At 40.7% G+C, this 20682-nt stretch carries 17 protein-coding genes; 5 read left to right on the forward strand and 12 right to left on the reverse strand.

What is annotated here, in order from left to right; genetic code table 11:
• Positions 1–89 precede the first annotated feature (89 nt).
• The 10 genes from R8G66_06235 to R8G66_06280 all read right to left on the reverse strand — a co-directional run bounded on the left by R8G66_06235 (position 90) and on the right by R8G66_06280 (position 14649).
• Positions 90–620 carry a hypothetical protein gene (locus R8G66_06235; protein MDW3191940.1) on the reverse strand — a complete coding sequence of 177 codons (531 nt, stop codon included), beginning with the start codon at positions 618–620 and terminating at the stop codon, positions 90–92.
• A 39-nt stretch (positions 621–659) separates the two neighbouring features.
• Positions 660–2216 carry a hypothetical protein gene (locus tag R8G66_06240; protein MDW3191941.1) on the reverse strand — a complete coding sequence of 519 codons (1557 nt, stop codon included), beginning with the start codon at positions 2214–2216 and terminating at the stop codon, positions 660–662.
• Positions 2216–2548 carry a hypothetical protein gene (locus tag R8G66_06245; GenBank protein ID MDW3191942.1) on the reverse strand — a complete coding sequence of 111 codons (333 nt, stop codon included), beginning with the start codon at positions 2546–2548 and terminating at the stop codon, positions 2216–2218. The genes R8G66_06240 and R8G66_06245 overlap by 1 nt, the downstream gene beginning before the upstream one ends.
• 58 nt (positions 2549–2606) lie before the next feature.
• On the reverse strand, positions 2607–2939 hold the full coding sequence (locus tag R8G66_06250) for a hypothetical protein (protein ID MDW3191943.1): 333 nt from the start codon (positions 2937–2939) through the stop codon (positions 2607–2609).
• Positions 2926–3954 (reverse strand): hypothetical protein, encoded by a 1029-nt coding sequence (locus R8G66_06255; protein MDW3191944.1) that lies wholly within the window; start codon positions 3952–3954, stop codon positions 2926–2928. The genes R8G66_06250 and R8G66_06255 overlap by 14 nt, the downstream gene beginning before the upstream one ends.
• Positions 3951–4886, reverse strand: a complete 936-nt coding sequence (locus R8G66_06260; protein ID MDW3191945.1) for an AAA family ATPase — start codon at positions 4884–4886, stop codon at positions 3951–3953. The genes R8G66_06255 and R8G66_06260 overlap by 4 nt, the downstream gene beginning before the upstream one ends.
• A gap of 44 nt (positions 4887–4930) precedes the next feature.
• Positions 4931–9199, reverse strand: a complete 4269-nt coding sequence (locus R8G66_06265; GenBank protein ID MDW3191946.1) for a strawberry notch C-terminal domain-containing protein — start codon at positions 9197–9199, stop codon at positions 4931–4933.
• Positions 9196–9597, reverse strand: coding sequence for a hypothetical protein (locus R8G66_06270; GenBank protein MDW3191947.1), 402 nt, complete (start codon positions 9595–9597; stop codon positions 9196–9198). The genes R8G66_06265 and R8G66_06270 overlap by 4 nt, the downstream gene beginning before the upstream one ends.
• Before the next feature lie 20 nt (positions 9598–9617).
• Complete coding sequence (locus R8G66_06275; protein ID MDW3191948.1) at positions 9618–12131, reverse strand: N-6 DNA methylase; 2514 nt, start codon at positions 12129–12131, stop codon at positions 9618–9620.
• A gap of 616 nt (positions 12132–12747) precedes the next feature.
• The gene (locus R8G66_06280; protein MDW3191949.1) at positions 12748–14649 is read right to left on the reverse strand and encodes a thioredoxin family protein; all 1902 of its coding nucleotides are present in this window, start codon (positions 14647–14649) and stop codon (positions 12748–12750) included.
• A 288-nt stretch (positions 14650–14937) separates the two neighbouring features.
• Here R8G66_06280 and R8G66_06285 point away from each other — a divergent pair, with 288 nt between their 5' ends.
• From R8G66_06285 to R8G66_06305, 5 genes are all read left to right on the forward strand, one after another.
• Positions 14938–16086, forward strand: coding sequence for an HlyD family efflux transporter periplasmic adaptor subunit (locus R8G66_06285; protein MDW3191950.1), 1149 nt, complete (start codon positions 14938–14940; stop codon positions 16084–16086).
• Positions 16087–16094: 8 nt separating this feature from the next.
• The gene (locus R8G66_06290) at positions 16095–18230 is read left to right on the forward strand and encodes a peptidase domain-containing ABC transporter (protein MDW3191951.1); all 2136 of its coding nucleotides are present in this window, start codon (positions 16095–16097) and stop codon (positions 18228–18230) included.
• A 66-nt stretch (positions 18231–18296) separates the two neighbouring features.
• The gene (locus R8G66_06295) at positions 18297–18494 is read left to right on the forward strand and encodes a hypothetical protein (GenBank protein ID MDW3191952.1); all 198 of its coding nucleotides are present in this window, start codon (positions 18297–18299) and stop codon (positions 18492–18494) included.
• Between the two features lie 23 nt (positions 18495–18517).
• Positions 18518–18709 carry a hypothetical protein gene (locus tag R8G66_06300; protein ID MDW3191953.1) on the forward strand — a complete coding sequence of 64 codons (192 nt, stop codon included), beginning with the start codon at positions 18518–18520 and terminating at the stop codon, positions 18707–18709.
• A 68-nt stretch (positions 18710–18777) separates the two neighbouring features.
• Positions 18778–19101 (forward strand): hypothetical protein, encoded by a 324-nt coding sequence (locus tag R8G66_06305; protein MDW3191954.1) that lies wholly within the window; start codon positions 18778–18780, stop codon positions 19099–19101.
• 64 nt (positions 19102–19165) lie between these two features.
• Here R8G66_06305 and R8G66_06310 read toward each other — a convergent pair whose 3' ends face one another.
• Entirely contained in the window at positions 19166–20374 is a 1209-nt protein-coding gene (locus tag R8G66_06310; protein MDW3191955.1) for a glycosyltransferase, read from the reverse strand.
• 3 nt (positions 20375–20377) lie between these two features.
• Positions 20378–20668 carry a hypothetical protein gene (locus tag R8G66_06315; protein MDW3191956.1) on the reverse strand — a complete coding sequence of 97 codons (291 nt, stop codon included), beginning with the start codon at positions 20666–20668 and terminating at the stop codon, positions 20378–20380.
• Positions 20669–20682 lie beyond the last annotated feature (14 nt).

The raw sequence follows: 20682 nt of genomic DNA on the forward strand, positions 1-20682 counted from the left end.
AAAAGAAACTAATTGTAAAGTAGATTTAAATCAATTGTAAACAATTGGTATTCAACTACTTACTATTTGGTGAATATAAAATTTTTTCACTACTCTGTCTCTATTTCTGCCAACCTAAAATGGATATGAAACACCGATTGTCGGAGTAGTACATACTTGCCAATGGGTATTTCCCATGCTGAAAAATCTATGTCCAGCCCTTTTGATCTAAGGAAGGTCCGGGACAGATCATCGGTATTGCCACTTTTAAAAAGTTTATCCAGGATCTTTTCCAATTCATTGATTTGCTGAGCAGCCGCTTGTTGATCCTGCTCATCCTCGTTTGGCTGTTTTATGGTTTGCTTTTCAGTTTGCTTTTTTCTGGTGGCGGAAGCCCTGGGCTTTTCCTTCACTTTATTGTTACTCAATTGATCCTCAAACTCATTAAGCAGGTCTTCATAGATTTCGTCTTCCAGGTCTTGAAGCATCCCCTCCAGGGCTTGCTTGTCCTCATCGATGGTATCATCGAGTTGGTCCGCTAATTCTTCATATATCCCAATCTTGTCCTGAATGGGTTTAGGCAGATCATCTATCTTGATTTGATTGGCCTCTAGAAATTCGTTAAATGTTGTTTTTTTCATTGCTTTTGATTGTTTAGTTATCGATCCTTTTTAGTTGCATTAGTCTGTTGTCAGTTCATCAATAATGTACTTGGGTAGGTAGGTCTTTAGTTGACGGTCATCAAGGTTTGCCTTCAAATAGTTAAGTGCCTTTTGCTTATCGGTTTTATACAGCGAAATGGCTTCCTTGATGGCTTTGAGGATGTTATCAGCAGCCCCTTGGACAGCTTCATCTAAAAGCCCTTTATTGTGCTTTCTTTCCTGGGCCATGATCTTCTCGGCATCTGGTAGATCCTTACTCCATTGCTTGAGGAATTCTTTATCCTCTTGTTCCTCAATCTTGTCTTCAATGAGGTCAAACTCCTTGTCAACCGCCTTTTCAATTTGTTCAACATTGGTCATGCCCCAATTCTTCATAAAAGCCTTGATGGTGCTCTTGACAATCTTGCGGTTTTCAGCGATTACCAAAGGATCACTTGATAGTGCTTCGGGAGTCAGCCGGATAATTGACAACACTTTTTTCTTAAGTAGCGTCCTTCTAGTCGGCTTGGGCTTGTCCGGTGCTGACTCTCGCTTGTTTTTGTTGAATTCCCGAATGACCTGACGGCAAGCTTCGATGTTTTGCTCATAAACTGCCATCTTCTGTAAAACGCCCTGAGACTTCTTTCTTCGCTCTGTCTGTTGTTGCTCGATGGCCTCTAATTCATCCTTGATCTTTTTGATGGATCGAGCAACTTCTTTCTCGTCACCGGCCTGCTCTAGTTCAATGTTTTCTTGATCAAAATTGCTGATGGCTTGTTTCACCCCTTCTGTAAAAGCCTTATCATCCAATTGATCCAAAGCTTCTTCCAATTCAAACCGTAACATGGAAATGGCTTCTTTATCCTTGCCTTCCAGTTTTGATTGAATGGCTTTGAGTACGGTAATCGTATCAGCGGTGATCGGTCGCAGGGTGATTGGCTCTTTGGAGGGATTGGCTTTCTTATTGGCTTTTTTATCGGGCGCTTTCCCTGATTGGGCCTTTAATTCCTGCTGAAGTTGATCAAGGATTTTAATCGCCTTGTCACGAAAGACTAAATCGATTTCATCAACATCACCAAGTCTGATCCGTTGGTTCTGCTCTAAGCCTCCAGCATGCGCATAGGTCGGCTCTACTGCCTTTGCTACCAGTGATGGAATCTTTTGATCCTGATCGGTATCCAGGATGTCCTTCAAAGCATCGAGGATATTTTCGAAAAATGATTCCAAATCACCATTCCCTTCCTCTTCATAGTCAGAGGTTAGGTCCAAAAGCCGATTGTAATGACTCTTTAGAATTTTATGTTCATTACTCCCGGACTTATTTCCTTTCATTTGAGGTTTTGGCCGCTTGGGGTTTTCCGGTTTTCCTTGATCACCTTTAGTCTTGGTGAGGTCAGAAGTAGCGGCCTCACCGGCCACACTTTGAACCATTTCGAAATAGGCATCGATGTTGGCTTGTGCTTCCTTTTCAAAAAAAGCTTTGTCAGACTCATTTTCGTAATCTTCAATGAGTTGCGTTATCCCTTCTACCAACCCTTTGTAGGTATCAGGGATCTGATCGAGTTTGAGATTTTTTAAATCTTGAATAGTTGCCATTAAGCTGCGATTTGTAGTTGTAGTTTCATGATTTGAATAGCCCGCGCGCGTTCACGTTCTCTGATTCGGATGCGCTCCTGATCATCCACTTGATCATCTTCCTGGGCATTGGATGTAATTGTGAGGCCATTGACTTTCATCAACTCCGCAAGGAGCTCATCAGCTTCTTTCGCTTTTTCGTTATCAGAAGTGAAGTTTTTGGACTCGTTTTTAATGATGGTCCAGGCTTTACTCGGGTCCAGTTCTTCTCCTGTTACCTCCTTGATTTTTGCCTGATTCTTTACTTTGATTTTCTTCAGCTCCTTCGGGCTTACTTTGCTTGTTTTGTACATGTTGTGATCTACTTATCTTAAGATTACTGCCTTCTCGTTTTTATTTTTTGGAATCGGTTTATTTGATACCTCTTTGCCTGTGGTCACTGGCGAACTGTTGCTCGTAGAGCTTTTCAAGACTCCAGAAGAATTCATTGGCATCTTCCTGGTCTGTATAGTTGACCGAGCAGTTTTGGGGAGTGCCATTGGTGTTGAAGCACTCATAGAAATAGCATTGAATCGGATTGTCGATGTTCTCGATGTTGATGGTCGTCCACCGTAAAAGCAAGGTGTTTGACCTTAAGGGTGAAACCATGATCGTAAAGTCCCTGCATTCCTCTTTCCATTGCCGATTGATTTCAATGGCCTTATCCATCATTCTATTAATCACTCGCTGACTAACTTTTCGCATCTTCTAGTCGTTTTTTGTATTGCTCTATGATTCGTTTTACTTCTTGTGCCGTACTGTCCAGTGAATAGCTTTGCTCGAAAACGAAGCTGTTTGTGTTCATTTCTGCATTCAGGGCTGACACAAACTTCTCGCCCATGCTTTCTTCCAATCTTCCCAGGCCATGGGGGATTTTGTATCCGAAATGATTGCTAAGTGCGATGAGGGCTTTAAAACCTCGGTATCGAAAGTACCTGGGGTCAGAGCTTAAAAGAAGAAGGATGTTCTTATCGATCTTGTCTTGAAATCTCTTGATTTTCACTGACGCCAGGCACACCTGATTTCGGAAGGCTGTCCCTAAAAGCACATTGACTTCTACGGCCACACCCCTTAATTCAAGGAACTCCACCAATTCAGCACAAGCCAGCCCCACATAGAGTAAGTCACTGCCTTCAACATTGGCATTGGCCCCTGCCATAAGATATAGGCTGATGGAAGGGAAGGTTTTGTCCTTATGTTCGAAGTAAACGTAGACTTTCTTGATCCTGGTCCTGATATTATTTCTTCCTAATTCAATATTGATCTGTGCAGCGGTCCTTTCAATGGGGCTGCCCAATTCAATCTTTCCCGAACTATATAAGCCCATTGCCACCCTGTCGAATGAGAACATCCCTAAACCCCTGTCATTGTAGCTCACTTTTGGCTTAGGCATGACATGACTATCGAGGTAGCGTAGATAGTCAGATAAGTAGCTATCTATTTTTGGTTTGACCTCCTTGAGTAAGTACATCCCCAAAAAGCTATTGTGATGGTCTAGTTCATCAATGTTGGCAGGAACTGGATGTCCGTACCAGCCTTCACCACTCTCAATTTTTGTTTTAGTCCCGGCATTCACGTTTTTAAGGACTTCAGCATTGTGCCCACTCAAAGACCTGGACGCTTGATCTATAAAGTCATTGAACTGGCCCAATCCATCAAAGACCAGGTAGTTGTATTTGACCTCATTGACTACTAAACTATTTTTCTTAGGGAAAGTCAACCGATTCGACGTTTGTATTCTGTAATGAATTGGTCTTTCTCATTCTTTCCCCGATAGGAATTATAGAATCCTTCCATTCCCACCATTTCCCTGATCTTACCGGCTTTGTCCCGGTTCATCACCAGGAAATAGCTTTCAAAGGCATCCTTTACCGTCTTTCCATTCCGCACCTTGCGAACGAGCTTGCCTCGATGGTCCTTTAAGCCGGTTTCTCGCAACATTTCCATTTCGTATGCTCTTTGGATATTGAGCATCGTGCGAAGGGTCATGATATCTTCTGTATCATCATCTTCCTTTCCTTCATCTTCCAGAATGGCCTTTCGAATCTTCAGGCACATTTCTACAACCGCAGGATAGATCAATTGTCTTTCCAATGTCTCATTGAATCCTATCCGGTAAACGCATCCACTAAACCGATCCAACAGGGATGCATCTTGCTTATTGTTACCTACATAATTCCCACTGGCACCTTTGCCAAACGTGTTTCCCGTAGCGATACATCCAAAGTCCGGATGTTTTTTGATGGGATGGTTCAACCCATTGAAAATGATGGCATCTTCCTTGGCAGTTTTGGCCAGGGCATCATTTAATATTCCGGCGGTATTGGCATCTAGCTTGGGCAGTTCGTCCAGTATTAAAACCTTGCCGTCTCTCCAGGCTTCAATCAAAGCCCCTTCCTTGTAGCCTTCGATGGTTTGCCCGCCTTTGATATCAATGGGTGAGGTCCATTGATTGCAGTTGATGATCGTATAGGGAAGGCTTTTACCATCTTGTTCCTTTCTGTCAAAAAGCGCATAAGCAACTTTTTCTCCCAAGGTGGTTTTGCCTGTTCCGGCGGAACCCACCAGGAATACATTGTTGCCAACACTTAAATCGTCCAGGATCTTCTGGAAATTGGGTATCTGATTGATCTCAGGTATATCTAATCGCATATCAAGTTGTTTTTTTATTAGTGCGACCGGCCAGGTGTGTCCTACTAGGAGCGGCTCAGCTCAATTCTTAATTTTTCAATCAATTCGTCAATGGGTGAAATCACCCATAACATGTCTTCAAAGGCGGCTCTGCCAAGTTCTTCTTCACTAAACCTTCCAAACACAAATTCTGGATTGCCGTCTTCATGTGGGTTATTGGTAATAAAGAATCCTAGCTGTAGGAAGGCATCACTCAGCCTCATGTCCTTTGACTGTCCGCTTCGGACCGCTTCAATGGCTTTGATAAAGTCTTCCTTCAGGTCGGACTTCAGGATGATAGCCTTCCAGGACTGATAGGGTTCTTCAACATGGTTATAGATCGGAATAAGGGAATAGTTGTATTTCTCCTTATCACTCAATGGCCGGTCATAAACCACTGCACCATAGGGATAGTTGTCCGATGGCTCTTCATAATCAACAAATGAAGTGGTCGGGTTACTGCCTTGTCCGTAGGGTCGTCCTAATTCATATTTGAAAGTGCCTTTGCGAGAGGTTTTTGTATTCCAGTCTTCCTTGTTCTCAATTTCCCAATCTTCCAGTTCCTTGGCTGCACCCAGAAATTGCAATCCATGTCCATCCAGTCTTTCGAGGAATAAGCCCAGATTCCTTTGATGGATCACGCCGGTCATGTCTGAAGCATTCTGAACAAAGTCAGGTGTCTGGTCATCTTCTCCTTCAGCTCGTTCGAGTAATGACCTGAGCTTGTCACTGGTATAGATCTCGAAATTTCCTTTTTTGGCTACCAATACCTGATAGAGATTCGTGCCAATTCTTTTGAACATCACCCTTAGTTGGTGATCTGAAAAAATGCCGTCTACTGCCAGCCCTTCAATGTAGGGCTTTGATTCAGAGATGGGAAGCATGGCATTCTTATCTTCTCCTTCCTTGCCATAGTCTCTGTGGAGCATGATCCCGTTTTTGATCACTCCATCAGTGGTATTGTACCTGATGAGCTTATTCATTGAGCCGATCAGGTCAGCAGCGGCTACAATGTTCTCGGTCAGGATATGCCTTTTCTCCCGTTTTGCTGAAGCCTCTTTGACCAATTCATTCCAGTTGGTCAACACCTGCTTTTTATCGACTTCCTCCAACTCTTTGGAATCGGTGTAAATCCTGCTGATGGCTGATCGCTCTTCACCAGACAACCGATACTCTACCATTCGACGGGCATCCACCACCGCAAAACGCAAACTGATGTTTCCAAGCGTATAAGGATTGTTGACAGATCGCTTGACATTTACACCCAAATAGATCCCTGTACTGGTCTTGTAAGAACCCAAGATCGGAACAGTCACTACTTCACCTATTTCCCAATACTGAATGACTTTGAAGATTTCATTTCCGATGTATTTCAACTCTTCAATGTAGTGCTTAAGGTTGTCCTTCTTGTTGTCGATCAACTCCCGAAGACTCTCCCTGTTTCGCTCGATCTTGTCATTTTCATCATCGTCTTCACCACTGCCCATAGCTTGCATGCTTTCCAATTCTTCCTGGAGCTTGTCAATGGTTTTCTGACGTTCGGCTTCCCTTTCTTCCACCAGCTTAGGGTATTTCTCTTTGATCTCATTGACCAATGCCAGTTGCACCTGTTTGGGCTTTTTTCCTTGCAGTTGGTCCACCAGAATTTTATCCACCTCATCCTTGGTGTAAGGCTTTTTAAGGTTATTGACAATGGATTCGTCCCTGATCGTGTCCCTGGCAAAAGGAGTACGTCCTCCTAAACCTTGCTTGAAGAGGTATCGCTTTTTGATTTCGGCATCAAGTGGTAAAAACTCGGTTTCCAAATCATAAGTACCACGTTGTATTTCGTATTCGATTTGGTACTCATATTTCTCTAAAAGCTCTTTGTAAACCATCTCCTGATCGGCTACTTCCAATAAGCCCGCACGTCCTGTCACCTGTTTGATGGCTCCTTCTTTACTCTCATTGTCTACCCATCGATACCCATAATCGGTTTTCTCCTTATGGAAAGTCGGGTAGCCCAGCTTTTCTTTCATCGCTGGATTTTCACGAATCCAGGTCCAGGCTACTTTATCGCCGTATTTGTTAAAAAAGTCGGGTGAGTTTAAGGTGTCATCACTGGTTTTTTGGGAAGCAGTTGTATTGGCATCAAGTGATTTAAGCTTGCCCTTCAACATGGTCATCAATCGTTGTTCTGCAGGAATATCTGAGACCATGTAGTAGTACTCTGGTAAAGCGACCTGACCCGTGCGATTCGTTCGACCTCTCTTTTGAACTTCCACATTGATGTCCAACTCAAACTGATGGATGATCATCGACCTTACTCGTTGGTCAACAAAGTCCTGAGAAGCGTGTGCCGAAGAGCCTGTACTGCCACTTTGATTGATCAGCAACACATCCAGTTCGCCACTGTTGAAAAGTCGAAAGGATTTTTCCGTGTCTGATCTGAAGCTCTCAACCAGAGCATCATTTTCATCAAACCTGATCCGTTGATTTCTACCGGTAACTTCTCCAACCCTGAACGTGTCGCCATCATGTCCACCCAGGGATTTGCTTTTCAAGGTGGACTCCAAAGTATGGATGAACACATCGATTGGAGAAATCGAAAGACCGGTACTTTCTGCCCACATGGCCTTTTTGATTTCATCGTATTGTTCCCTTGCTAGCGGATGAAGCTCGTCCAGGTCAATGGTCATTCTGGATTTACGACCTTCGATATCGGTGTAGTTGAATGACAGTACACTTTCCAGTCCTTTGATCAGTGTCCTGGCAAAATCCATTTGCTCAGGCATAATCATGTCTCCACTCTTAAGGTTAAGGTCATGCAGAAAAGCTCCCATCGTACTCTTGAAAGCAACTACAACTTTCTTGTCTTCATTGAGTAATGCAATAGCTTGTTTAGCGACCTCTTCCACTTTGAGGCTGAACAGGAGTTGATCAACAATATTGAATACTCTGGAGAAATAGGGGGACTGTTTTACTCCCAAACTCCTTGGGCGCTGCTTTAAATGCTCGCCTTCTGATTTTGCCCTTGCATGAAGTGTTTGGAGGTGTGGCGTAATGAAGTCTTCTTCAAACTTGACGACTTCATTCATCAGGCGGACAATGCGATTTACCCGATTCCTGTTCTTTGATCTTTGTGGCTCTTTGTCCAAAGTGATGTATTCCACCTTGATGCCTTCATTGGATCGTTGCCTACGGATGAGTTGGCTACTTTCAGCCAGGTTACTGGCCACAATTTCCTGAAGCGCCAGGCCTCCCCTGAGCATTGCTCCCACAAAACTTCCTTCGTCCTGTCTGGTTTCCTGAATAGCAGTCTTCTTCGCATAAAGGGGCATCACTTCTGGATACTTAGCGAACGTGGCACTTAAGTAACAGCAAGCTTTGGTCTGAGGAAGGACATCCCGCATCCAGGTACCGATGATACTGTCATAGCCTCCGGCCATGTGTGATTCATCCAGGATGAATACCACCGGCTTGTATTTCTTGCTTCCTTCTACTGCTGAAGCCACCACCTTGGCTAACCAAAGCCGCTTGAAGACATGGGCTGCTTGTATTTGGGAATAGGTAGTAAATACCACATCATAATCACCAGGAACATGATCAATGGTATCAATGAGAGTGATGTTAGGAACTTCTTCGGGATTCGGAAGTTTTCTACCAATTCGCTTATGCCACTCCTTCGATTCAGGGCTTTCGGTGGGAACTTCGTATTCCTCAGTCAGGGTGTGATACTGCTCAGTACTAGATGGAGGGCTGAAAATCACATTGCCGTCGGAATCCTTGATCCTGGCATGCTTATCAGTATTGATAATGAAAGGGTTGATCTTCGAATGTCCGATACTCTTCAGGTCTCGGTATATATCGGTAAATAGATCTGGTTTTCTGGTAAAGAAAACAGGCATGTAGCCATTTAGAATCGCATGCCTGATCACTGAAGCGGCCTGCCGCCCTTTACCAATACCCGTTTGATCTGCGATGATGATTCCCTGTTCCCGATGAAATTGATTGAGATAAAGGGCAACAGAATCAACTTGTTCCGCACCAAGTCCCTTCCACAGTTCTTCGCTTGTTTGGTATTTGAGGTGATTACGGACGTAATTATCAATATTGCCATGTTGCTTTACCACGCCATTCAAAGCCTTCTGAACTTCAAAAGCCATGTTTCGGGGAATGAGTGTATTGAGCCTGTAGGGAGCTTTGGATTTGGGAATATATTCGACCAGTTCACTCTCTTGGGAGGCTATAGCTTTAACTTCCCCAACATCCTGTGCAAATTCTTCGGTTTCTATTATTAGTTGTTCTTCGCTCATACTTCGTTTGAAAGGGCTACTAATGCTTCGAGGTAGCTTCTTAAGCTTAATTCGGAATAGATTTCAGTGGCTTTGTCTTTACTGACGCCACCGTACATCAGGGAATCATAGGGTATACTTTCATCCAGCGCATCCCAATTCTCTTTGAGCACATTGAGCGCAGCTCTCATTTCGCCGGTATGAAAAAGAAAAGAGGCGATCTCATCTTCAGCGTCTCCCAGGTGGTATGTCGTGCCTAGATAATCCTCAATCAAAGCCACCGGATCTTCCTTGTCCTTGATCGCATCTTCGATCAATTCATGTAGTTGTATGTAGATGGCTGCCTCATGATCCTCGTATCGTTCAAATGCAATGGGGTTGCTGACCAGGAATAACCTCAACTGGTTGCCTGATCTCATTAATTGATTGTTGTAATAAATCATGGTTCTAATTCATTTTTTAGTTGCTCGATTACTTGATCTATATCACCCTTGGATTGGGCGTTGGCCTGGCTTTGATTAATCAGGTGTTGCTTTACACGTTGCCAGAGTGCTTCAAAGCTGTTTACCATTTCATTGAATTCGGGCCGTTGCCACGATTGAGGTGCCACACCTGCAGGTTTGGGTTTACGACCAGAAATGAGGATCAACATCGTCTTTTCAATGGCCCCTTGTTTGTTGTAGAGTTTGAAAGAGTTCAGGTTGATGACATCATCCACCTTGTAATGGCGGAACAGCCAATTGAAAAATGGACGGTACTTAGCGATCAGGCCATCCTCACCAAAATAGATATGCCCCATGATGATGATGGCCGCCCGTCCATTGTCCTTCATCGTATGCAGGGCCAATCCGCTCATGACATGCTCCAATCGAATATTTTGGGCCAGGCCGATGTGATTATGAAAGTAGGTTTGGATAATATACGCCTTGTCATACTTCTCTTCTTCCCATCGTGAGAAGGGTGGATTGGTGATGACTACATCAAAGGATCGATCCAGTGTTTTTGGAAATGGCTCGGCGGCATTGAATGAGGTAATCGTTGAAAACTGAACAAACTCCAGGGATTTAATTCTTGTCTTGTCAATCTCATTGGCATGCGTCTTTGCCGGGTCAGCGCCTACCAGGAGCAATCCATTTCCGGCACTTGGCTCAAAAATCCGCCTGGCGTTTTTCATGCCTGTGTATTCTGCTACAATGGCACCAATGGGGCATGGGGTGGAGTATTGCTTATATATCTCCTTTGAGCTATCAGAATAGGCGTAAGTAGGTTGAACATGATGCCAGAAATGGATCATTTTCGCCAGTCGATGCTCAAAGGGGATCGGCTCACGATAAAGCGCACGATACCATAGCATCCAGCTTAACTCCACCGATTCCCACATGATGCCCATGTTTAAAACCTTTAGCGCTTTCGCCAACTTTTCGACCTGGCCTTTAGTAACACGCTTGTTTGCTGCATAGGCATCATGCATGTGGGCAATGACTCGATCAAGGTAGTCTGAGTGATGCTCCTTAGTGAGTTCGGGATAATCCTTTAGTACTTCCTTTCGTAAATCAAGACCTTGCGATAAAGCAGCCTTCACAACTTCCTTATGCTCTTGACCAATAGGTTCTTGACTATCTGAATCCCGATTAGATGAGCTTCTTGCTTTTCTCTTTGCTGCTCGTTCTACAAAGGCACTTAAAGTCAGTTCCCAAGAAGGTTGACACAGTTTAGCATCTGCCTTTATGTCAAAAGCATATAAATCGCAGAAATGCCGAAAGACAATGTCTTTAGTCGCATCGGCACTTTGAACAATCGCTTTGACCTTCTCAATTTTCAGTGCCTGATAAGCCAGCAGCCTGTGATGCCCATCAAGTAGATCATAAAAAGGCGCTCCTCCTTTAAGGGATCTGAAAAGTAAAATAGGAGGCCTTTCACCGCTGGCTATCTTTTCCTTCCAGTAGTCAAAAGATTCCTGAACAAAACCTAACCCTAAAGAAGCTTTTACATCTTTTAATTGAACATCCTTAAGGGACAACTCAACCAGCTTCCAGTTTTCAGCCTTTTCCGCCCTTAGTGTCTCTACACCTTCCTCATCGGCATAAGACTCACTTTCCTTAAGGATTTCAATTCCAAAATCCTTAGCGTTCCTAAATGACTTGTAGTCGGCTAAGACAACTGTGGAATGTTCCGCTAAAGGGGTTTCGTCCTCGTGTTGTGTTTTTTCCCGTGCATTTTCGACGACAGGCCAAATCTCTTCCTTAAGGTGATGGTATTCTGGATAGTTGTGTCTTAGCCAACCCGAAAGGAGAATCGGAAATTCATGACCCTCGATCTGCACTTCCGGTAAGTCCTCTTCTCGCTTAGCAGCAAAAGCAATGAATTGCTTAACAAGTTGTTTTCTTTCAGCAATTGAAAGTTGCTTAGGAGTTGGAACCTCATCATTCCTTAACCCACTTCCCTCGTTGAAGTCATCTGCTTTAGGAGCAAGAATCATTCCCTCCTTAAAGAGTGCTCTCGCTTTAACCTTTTGCGTCCTTGGAAAAACACGCACTTCCTTAAAGGCACTTCCGAATTTTTGCCTGCCGAAAGATTCCGCTACAAATGTGGAAACCTTCTTAAAGGGATCAAATACTACATATTCTTCCTGCTTAATATGATCCTCCGTACCGAAGGAAATCGTTACGTAACTAAACCTGTTTTGATTGATATTCGCTAAGGAAGATTCGAAGGAAGGAAGCAAAGGCACCGACTCTATGGAAGCACCCTTAGCAAGAGCTTCCGCCAGCGCTTGTAAATAGTTTTGGTAAGCGGGGTGATTAATACTAAGCCACTTTCTAGGGCTTTTGAAATGCTGCCTTAATCCAATCTTTTCCTTAAGAAAAGTTGCCGTCCCTTTAGGAAGCTCCTCACTAAAGAGCAATTCATCCCGTCCTTTTTCTTTATTAAATGTAACCGCAACCTCCATCATAGACTTTAAATCTTGGGTCTCCTTAAGGAGCCTCTTTAGGTTCTCGCAATTTGATTTTAGAGAACCTTGGAGGGTTACATTGCAATTAGGAAGTGGCTAATCTGCCTAATTGTAAGAGTAAATCTAGGATGCTCGCTTCATTCACAGAAGGTACACTTTCGTACCTTGGTACCAACAGTAGGTAAGGCGGTGAGGTAAGTGAATTATAATTAAGATGCTTTTGGAAGGGATTAATTTATAGGGGGGATAAATACATTGGTCTAGCTGATGGCTAAGACAGATTTTGTGAAACTAATAACATAAATACGCTTTATCTAAAACCACCAAGCTTGCTGTGTTGTTGAAATTTCGGGTGCAATAAAAAGTCCGCTAAAGACCAACGCGATACTATCGATGAATCCACATGACTCATTAACCAAGCCAGTCAAATGAAGGGTTTTTGTTTAAGCTGTTTGATTAGAAGCTGTATTTCATTTTTCTCAGGCTATCAAGTTTAGCACTAACTTGCGATAGAGGCACAATGATTCCAACTCTATCATTATCAACTTGATTTGCAGAAGGTCAGAACATTATTAAGTTCCAGTCAAAGGCAAATGCTAGTACTTGTTACACACTTTTAGCCTATTCCTTCTAGATATTTCAAGAATTCCTCGCGATTTGTTACTCTTGGGATTTCTCGATGAACATTTCCTTTTTTATCTATCAGCAAATAAGTCGGAAATGATTTGACTTCAAACATTTCTAGTAACTCTTCTGTTTGCCTTGGGCTTAATAGATAGTGATCTCCTTGAGGATTGTACTTGATTAGGGCGTTCTTCCAGTTTCGTTCTGCTGAGTAAACGCAGAAGTAGATAAATTTCACATGAGACAAGTCCGACTTAATCTCTTCTGAAACTTCAAAATCTTTCAGACATGGCTGACACCATGTCCCCCAAAAATCAATAACAATTGATTGGCCCACATTGTCTTTTTGAATCTTCTTCAGAAGCGTATTGCCACTTCCATCAAATTTTATCGCAGTGAGATCAAGTAACTCGGTTTTAGCTTCTTGAGACTTGATTTCTTCATGGAGGGTTTTTAAATACTGGACATAACTCTCATTCCGAATTTGACTAGAAGTTTTTTCAAATGCCCAATCCATGATTTCATAATTTCTATCGAGTAGGATGGATCTATAAAAGTGTTGCGTTAACAATAGCTCCTTTGTATAATCATTTTCAGCGTTTGAAAGCTCATCCATATGATATTCAAAACCTGATTTCATCCTAAATGTCATAAGACTATTTCCAACCCTATCTTCGATGGCCCACCACACTTCTTTCTCTTCTTCATTGAGTTCCTTGGGATTGATTCCATTATCCTTAAAACCCAAAAGAAATTCTCTATCCTTATTAGACAGAAGTACTTCATTGTTTAACAAAAAGTCGATCTCAGCTTGCCTATATTTCTTGTTAGTTTCTTGACTGTAATTAACAACACGATGAGAAATACCATTAATTAATCCGAAGTAAGAAGAAGAAAGATGATACAATTTCGAATCCTGGTTAATAGAATCCATGAACTGTTGTTCGTATTGTTCTTTTAGGTCACCAATTAATCTTTTTTCGCTTCCGAGGCCATAATTCAAACTTTGCCAGCTGAATTTCATAAGATTGGAAAAGTACTCAACCTCTGAATTACTGATAAACCATTGTTGAAATAACTCAGTACAATTATTTTGATTGCAGTATTCGTCCAGAAACCGATGGTCTGATTGTCTATAATCTCTTCGAAATTGAAGATATTCATCAGGTTCATAGCCCAGTGCTCGATTTCTCGTTATGTAATCCGGGACAAATGACTGGTATAACTCATTCATATAAAAAATATCATAATTGGCCGATGAGTTATTTCCTGCGAAATGAATATTTTCACTTGAGCCACTTCGTGGCACATTGATGGTCAAAGTATCTCCAGGAGACACTAACAACTTTCTCCAATGATCAAAATATTCATATCCAAGAATGATGTCTTGGGTTCCGTTAATTTCTATTTCTAGCCTGAATACCCCATTGGAATCTACTTCAGTTAAGTACTCTAATTGATCTCCAAGAACAAAGTCATTGACGTAAACTTTAAAAGGTAGCCCTTGACTCAAGGAATCTATTTCGTCAATAAATCCCTGAATTACTGCCGTTCCTCGTTGTATTATCTGTTCGTTATCTCTAGGCACTAGAAGGTCATCCTTAAAATACCTCGTCAGCCATCTGCCATCAATAAAAACCGAATCATTTGAAAGAGTAGCATAAATAGTTTGTGTGGAAGTGGTGATCTTAAAATCATTCTCTGAGCGTTCAATTTTTTCAATTACTTCGATCTTGTTTACCCAAAAAACGATGTTGCTTTCAATTTTTAAAACCCACTCCATCGTGGCTTTATCAAACCATAGACTTTCTAATTCCTCGGCAGTCTCAACAACCTCATATGTTTGACAAGAAACCAAAATAATAGTAAATAGGAGGCTAGCTATTCTGTTCACTTTTGTTTTCTCTTTGAATTTATTGTGTATTTCGGTCAGCTTTCATCCGTAAGCAAGGCTTTTCAAATTTCCATAAAATTATCAGATGTCAAAGGGCGTTGCAAATAGCTCAGTTCACTTATGGGTGGAAGTGCTTGTTATTTGTTTCAAATGCTATTTAAGATCGATGCTGTCTTGATATTGATTGATCATTGTGTTAATTATCCAAGTGTTGATAATAACTTTTTAATTTGGATATATAAATTTGATAAATTTTTTTAATGCAACTAATTTCGAGAACTATTAAAAATGAAGGAAGTACTACCGGAGGCCTTTACAAAACAAACTATCCAACACTATACATTTAAACATGGTAGGTATTCTAGGGAAATTTATCTTCTCCTTTTGATAACAATTATTGGACTCTTTGCACTGCTCCCGATCATAAAAGTTCCAATTTCTCAAAGCGCTCAAGGACATATTACTTCATCGGAAGATAGTCACCTGATTATGTCTCCCGTTTCTGCTCGCATTGAGATGACAAGAGTTGTTGAGAATGCACAATTTGTTAAAGGTGATACAATCATGACTTTTCGTAATGAGAATATCATGAAGAATCTAGAATACTTGAATTCACAGATTAATCTGCTCCATCTGAAAACTGAGGATTTACTATTCCTATTATCCGGGAAGAAAAATAAAAACCTACTAAATACTGAAGAATATCGACAGGTTTTGATAGAGTATCAGGCACGGATATCTCATCTTGAATTGATGATCTCAGGATCACAAAAAGTGATGGATCGTCAATTAGAGCTTTATAAAGCACAAGTAATTTCAAAAGTGGAGTATGAGAGAGATGAGCTTAAGCACGAAACAAATGTCAAAGAATTAGACCTTTATCAAAGTAAAGTAAAAGCTATTTGGCAGAGTAAGGTTTCTGAATTGAACGACCAACTCACCAGATTAAATACAGATCGTTCGAATTATGAATTGCAAATTCATGAATTGTATGTCATTGCACCGGTTGATGGTACGATTAAGAATGCCTTAGGCTTAAGTGAAGAGCAATTCATCGAAAGAGGAGTTAAGTTGGCTGAAATGTCACCTGATTTTGATCTTATTGCCCTTTGTTCCGTGCCTGCCAGTGAAATTGGCCTGTTGGAACTTAATCAGAAAGCATCCATCAAAGTAGATGCCTATAACTACAACGATTGGGGAGTAATTAGTGGAGAAGTGAAGGATATTTCAAAGGATTCTTATTTAAGTGAACAGGGCTTCAGGTATTATCTGGTCAAGTGCATTTTAGATCAGAAGTCACTGAATTTAGAAAATGGTGTAATCGGCAACTTGGAAAGAGGTATGACCGTAAACGTAAGTTTTCTTGTCACGAAAAGAAGTCTGTTTCAATTGCTATTTGATAACATAGATGATTGGTTAAATCCATATAATAGTTGATAATCAGAATGACTAAGAAAACACTTGTAAAGCAACGGGATATTACAGATTGCGGAGCGGCTTGTCTCAGTTCTATTGCTGCATTTTATAGTCTTCATTTATCCGTTGCGAAGATCAGACAAATTGCTGGAACTGATAAGAAAGGAACAACCCTTTTTGGGATGATAAAGGCGGCGGAACAATTGGGTTTTGATGCTAAGGCTGTTCGAGGTTCAATAGAATCTTTACCTGATGTTCCCTTCCCTGCCATTGCTCATGTTATCATCAATAATGGGATGAATCATTATGTTGTATTATATGGTGTAGGAAAGAAATCTGTCTCTATCATGGATCCAGGGACAGGACGAATGGAAAAAATTCCACTAGCAAAATTTAGTGAGATGTGGACTGGAGTACTCGCCTTTCTCCAACCAAATGGGAATTTTGAAATCCGGGATGAAACTGTTTCTACACTCTCACGATTCTGGTTTCTACTTAGGCCGCATAAATATTATCTGTTCCAAGCCCTGATTGGAGCTTTATTATTTACGATTCTTGGGCTATCGACTTCCATCTATATCCAGAAAATCATGGATTTTGTTATCCCAAATCAAAACATAGGACTTCTAAATTTGTTAGGGACGTCAATGGTCTTGATATTAGTTTTTCAGGTCATTGTAAATGTCTTTAAATCGATCTATGTTCTAAAAATTGGTCAGCAATTGGATGCACAACTTATTCTAGGATATCATAGGCATGTATTGAAACTTCCTCAATCATTTTTCGATGGTATGAAAACTGGAGAAATTCTTAGTCGAATAAGTGATGCAGTGAAGATTCGAATTTTCATCAATGAAATTGGTATTGATATAATAATCAATTTATTGGTCGTTCTTTTTTCTTTTTATTTGATGTTCAACTACTACTGGAAGTTAGCTGTACTTATTCTGTTGATCATTCCTCTGTACTCAGTACTCTTCCTAATAATGAACCGACTTAACCGGAAAATAGAAAGGAAAGTAATTGAACAAGGAGCTGAACTTGAATCCCAATTAATCGAAACAATAAATAACATCTCCACGATTAAGTCTTTGGGCCTTCATGAAACTGCTCAATTGAAAACAGAAGTGCGGTTTGTTAACCTACTTGGTTCAATATATAGATCTACTATTAATGGGATTTTCAGTAGTAATTCGTCTATGATAATCGCGAATCTATTTACTATTATTCTCCTTTGGGTAGGTGCTGGCTATGTGGTTGACGGTTTACTTAGTCCAGGAGAGTTAATGTCTTTCTATGCCCTAACTGGTTATTTCACTGGACCCATAGGAAGCTTAATAGGATCCAATAAAGTTTATCAAAATGCAAAAATCGCAGCAGATAGATTATTCGAAATTGTTGACTTAAATCTAGATGCTCAAAACGAGTTAGTTGAATTAAGTAATTCGGATAACCTGGACATAATATTTGAAAATGTGAAGTTCCGTTATGGTTCAAGAGCGACTATTTTCGATGACTTAAATCTTCGTATTGAGCAGGGAAAAATATCTGCAATAATAGGGTCAAGTGGTGGTGGAAAATCTACCATTGCCTCTTTGATCAAAAAACAGTACGAAATTGAATTTGGAAAAATATCGATCGGTAATTATGACCTTTCAACCATCACGGCGCAATCTATTAATCAAATACTAGGATATGTTCCTCAGAACATAGAACTCTTTGGGGGTTCTATTCTAGAGAATATTGCCCCAGGAGACTTCGATCCTGACGTGAAAAGAATTTATTCATTAATAGATGAGTTTGGAGCAAAGTTTATCCTTGAATATCCGAATGGTCTGATGACGATGGTTGGAGAGAATGGGGTCAATTTATCAGGGGGCCAACAACAGCTTGTTGCTTTATTAAGAGCGATTTATCGTGATCCTAGTATTTTAATTCTTGATGAAGCGACAAGTGCTTTAGATAAACAAACTGAATATCGAATTCAAAATTGCCTAAAGAAAAGAAATAAATCAGGGTTAACAGTTCTTTCTATTTCGCATAAATATGAAATTGCCAAGGAAGCCGACCATGTGTTTTTTCTTCAAAGTGGGAAGGTATTTGGAAATGGGACACATGATTATTTACTAAATACTCTTGAGGAGTATAAAGATCATTGGCAGTGACTTTTTGATAATAATGCTCAAGTCCAAATATTGAATTATATTCGTTTTGTAAAAAAAAATTACAATATGATGAAAATTGAAAAATTTGAAAACCTTACGGTTTCTGAACAATTGGAGATCGAAGGCGGTAACTCCTCAACCATACTTTCTGGAGCCAAATTATTTGACTCTGCTATGGCATCAGGTGTAGTAGAAGGAATTCAAGAGGGCTATATACTCGTGGTAGATGCTTTTGCCAGATGGATGGATGATTTAATTGATTGATTAACTTTAGAAATTTATTTTCGATGAAAACTGAAAAATTTTTGACAATTTCCCCGGAAGAATTATTTGAAATTGAAGGTGGGGGCGCGGAAGAAAGAAAAGAAGCGGGAAAAGCTGTTGGTAAAGTTATTGGAGCTGTATTAGGCACAGTAGCTATAGGTGTTTCTTCTCCAGGATTACTTTTAATGTTATGGCACGATGCGGTAACCTCTTAAAATAATTAAACAATTTTAAAGACAATAAGGTTTAGATTTTTTCTAAACCTTATTTGAATTGATAAGTCATGTTAAAAAGAATAATTTCGTATTTAGCATTTGCAGTAATTGTTTTCCTCTTCATATATCGCTATTTCTTAACAACAAAAGGTGATTTAGTAGATACACATTTTATTGCAGTTTTAATAATTTCAGTATTATACTACACCTCAGCAGTTTTTCTTGGATGGGATAAATCAAAGCCCATGTATAGGAAATTGATTAAATATGACGATGAAACTGGCCGTTATAATATTATAATAGCATTGATTTTATTGCCTTTCAGATTTATACTTGGAACATATTTTGGCCTTTTTTATTTTCCGATCTGGATATTTAAGCAGATACTGTAAGTATTGATTCAGCTATTTACTATGCCAAATAAGAGCCGTTCAAACAAACTTAAAATTATTGATTTCAGATAAAGACTGCTCGGTATAAATCTACATTTTGCTCAGAAAAATTGTATAATCGCCACATCATTTTCGTGGAATTCTTTCCAATTCTCTTACGTAAACGCTCATTTTGAATAAGGGTATCCATGGCTTTTGTCCATTGATCCGGATCCTTCACCAATAATCCGGTCTCCTTGTGCTCGATAACTTTTGAATAGGGAACTACACTAGAAGCAATCACGGGTATCCTAAATACGGAAAGCTCGTAATACTTAATTGCAGACTTGCCTTTTGTATTGAATGAGATATCTCTTAGGGGTAACAATGCTATGTCTAGTGACAAATCATGAAGGCGATTGATGTAGTCAGTAAAACTCACGGACTTTACATATTTGAATTTGAGACCTTCTTGTTTGTTCTCTCCCTTCCATTGACCATTCCAACCAAAGAAGATGAACTCGACCTTTTCACCGTACTTTTCCTGGATGGCCCTAAGAGGTTTCAGAATGCTTAATATGTCTTCTGCTGCCGCTAAACCTCCAATTAGCCCAACTCTTACAGCATCCGTGGCGGGTCGCTGAGAGGCATTATTGTCAGTCCGTTTCTGTCCTTGATTTCCTTTCCTGAGGAGTTCAATCTCTTCATAAGTGAACGTCGAGATCAGATTAGGAAGATACTCCAAAAAGACTGTGGAATTCGGGAAGTGCTTTTCAAGCAATGAGTCATAGTAGTCCAGCAATTCTTCTGAGACTCCAGTCATGAGATCCATTCTGGAAATGTTCTTTAGTAACTGCTTTTTCATATCCGTACTGATCTTGTCATGATCAGGATGGCTTTTGGGTATTTGATGGAAGTTTTGATCAAGGTCCATCACAAACTGGAGGTCATCATTGATTTCTAACAATGCGCCAATGATGTATTCCACATCAGTGAATATGGCTGATAACACGATATAATGCGCCCATTGGATGAGTCTTTCGTCCACCGGACTGTCATAATCATCGAACTGCTTGTTGAAATCCCACGAATGAATACCAGAAATCAGCGCACAATGTGTTTGAGTCTTATTCAGTTCCAAAGCGGGTGCAATAGACCGATAATAACCTGTTCCGTTGAGGCAGGGCCAGATGTATAGTACGTGGACCTTCCCGTCATTGAGATCATAGAGGGGATACTTATCTTCAAACTTTTCAGCCTTCAGTTGTGCTTTTAGTGCCTTGATTTGCTTCATGCTCTAGTGTTCTTTCCTTTGATTATGGTCAATACTCACTTCAGTTCCCTCTAGGAACTTCGCAATTATGTTACCTGAATCCAGGTCATAGATTTCACTGTTCCTGGTCATCGGACCATATTTTTTAACCAGGTTCCTTAGTCGATCCAGGCCAACCTCACGATCACGATAGTGACTTTTTTTGCTCTTCCAGTCTATCGAGTAAAAGGTTCGAATGTTCCCATCCTTGAACCGGACAATCAATTTGCTAAAGGAGTGCTTATTAAGCTTCCATCCATAAGTAGGTCTTTCCATTTCCTTCAAGATTG

Source organism: Cytophagales bacterium (assembly GCA_033344775.1).
In the GTDB taxonomy this organism is placed as follows: Bacteria; Bacteroidota; Bacteroidia; order Cytophagales; family Cyclobacteriaceae; genus JAWPMT01.